We start from the raw sequence: 340 nt of genomic DNA on the forward strand, positions 1-340 counted from the left end.
ATCAAACTCTCCATAAAAGAAGTAAGCTTGATTAGCTCGTTTGATTGTTTAAGTCAATCACTCTTGAAAGTACTACTCTGAGTACTCAAATTATTGGAATTAACGTTGACATATTGTCATTCAGTTTTCAATGTTCATGTCTTTCTTTTGACTCGACAAGAAATAATTATACATACTTCTTACTCAAAAGTCAACATCTTTTATTTATTTTTTCAAAAAGAAAATGACCAAAAGGTCATATAAAAGATTACCTGGCACCGTCCTACTCTCGCGGAACGTAAGTCCGACTACCATCGGCGCTAAAGAGCTTAACTTCTGTGTTCGGCATGGGAACAGGTGT

The 340-nt window shown here is 35.3% G+C and carries 1 rRNA gene; it reads right to left on the reverse strand.

Going from position 1 to position 340, the window contains the following annotated elements:
* Nucleotides 1-249: 249 nt before the first annotated feature.
* Nucleotides 250-340, reverse strand: a 5S ribosomal RNA gene (rrf, locus tag CD122_RS10885); the annotation flags it as partial.

It is taken from the genome of Staphylococcus rostri (assembly GCF_002902145.1).
Lineage (GTDB): Bacteria > Bacillota > Bacilli > Staphylococcales > Staphylococcaceae > Staphylococcus > Staphylococcus rostri.